We start from the raw sequence: 543 nt of genomic DNA on the forward strand, positions 1-543 counted from the left end.
CAGGAAACTTCATTATTTGACACTGTTGAGATGAAAGATGGAACGGATCATATTATTGACGAAGCAAAAAATCCTAACAACTTAATAAAGATAGGATCAACCATTCAAGTAGAATATGCTTGGTCAATAAAGAATCAACAAGTTGTACATGCAAACGATACAGCAGTAATTCAAATACCACTTGCATTAAAAGTATCTAAAGATTTACAAGGAGATTTAGTAACAGATCAAAAAAATATTGGTCAATATTTTATAACAGCTAAAGATAATAAATTAAAACTAATATTTAATGATCAAGTAGAAAATTCGAAAGATGCTAAAGGAAAAATTAAAATTGATACTGTGTTTAACCCAACTTTAAAAGCTGAAGAGAAATCAGTTCAAATCGCTTTTCCTTTAGGAACACTGGTTCAGCCTATAACAGTTCCTATTCAATTAGAAGATTCTAAAGAAGATGGCACCAAACAGGATACAAATAAACAAGTGCCAGATCAAGTAGCTAAACCTGCTACTGATAACCCGGAACAAAACCCAGCAACTAAA

1 protein-coding gene is annotated in these 543 nt (G+C 31.3%); it reads left to right on the forward strand.

The genetic code is table 11. The annotated features are described in order from the left end of the window. On the forward strand, positions 1-543 hold a 543-nt coding region (locus FIV38_RS29880), incomplete at both ends, for an Ig-like domain-containing protein (RefSeq protein WP_211368516.1).

Source organism: Pseudomonas proteolytica (genome assembly GCF_007858275.1).
GTDB lineage: Bacteria > Pseudomonadota > Gammaproteobacteria > Pseudomonadales > Pseudomonadaceae > Aquipseudomonas > Aquipseudomonas proteolytica.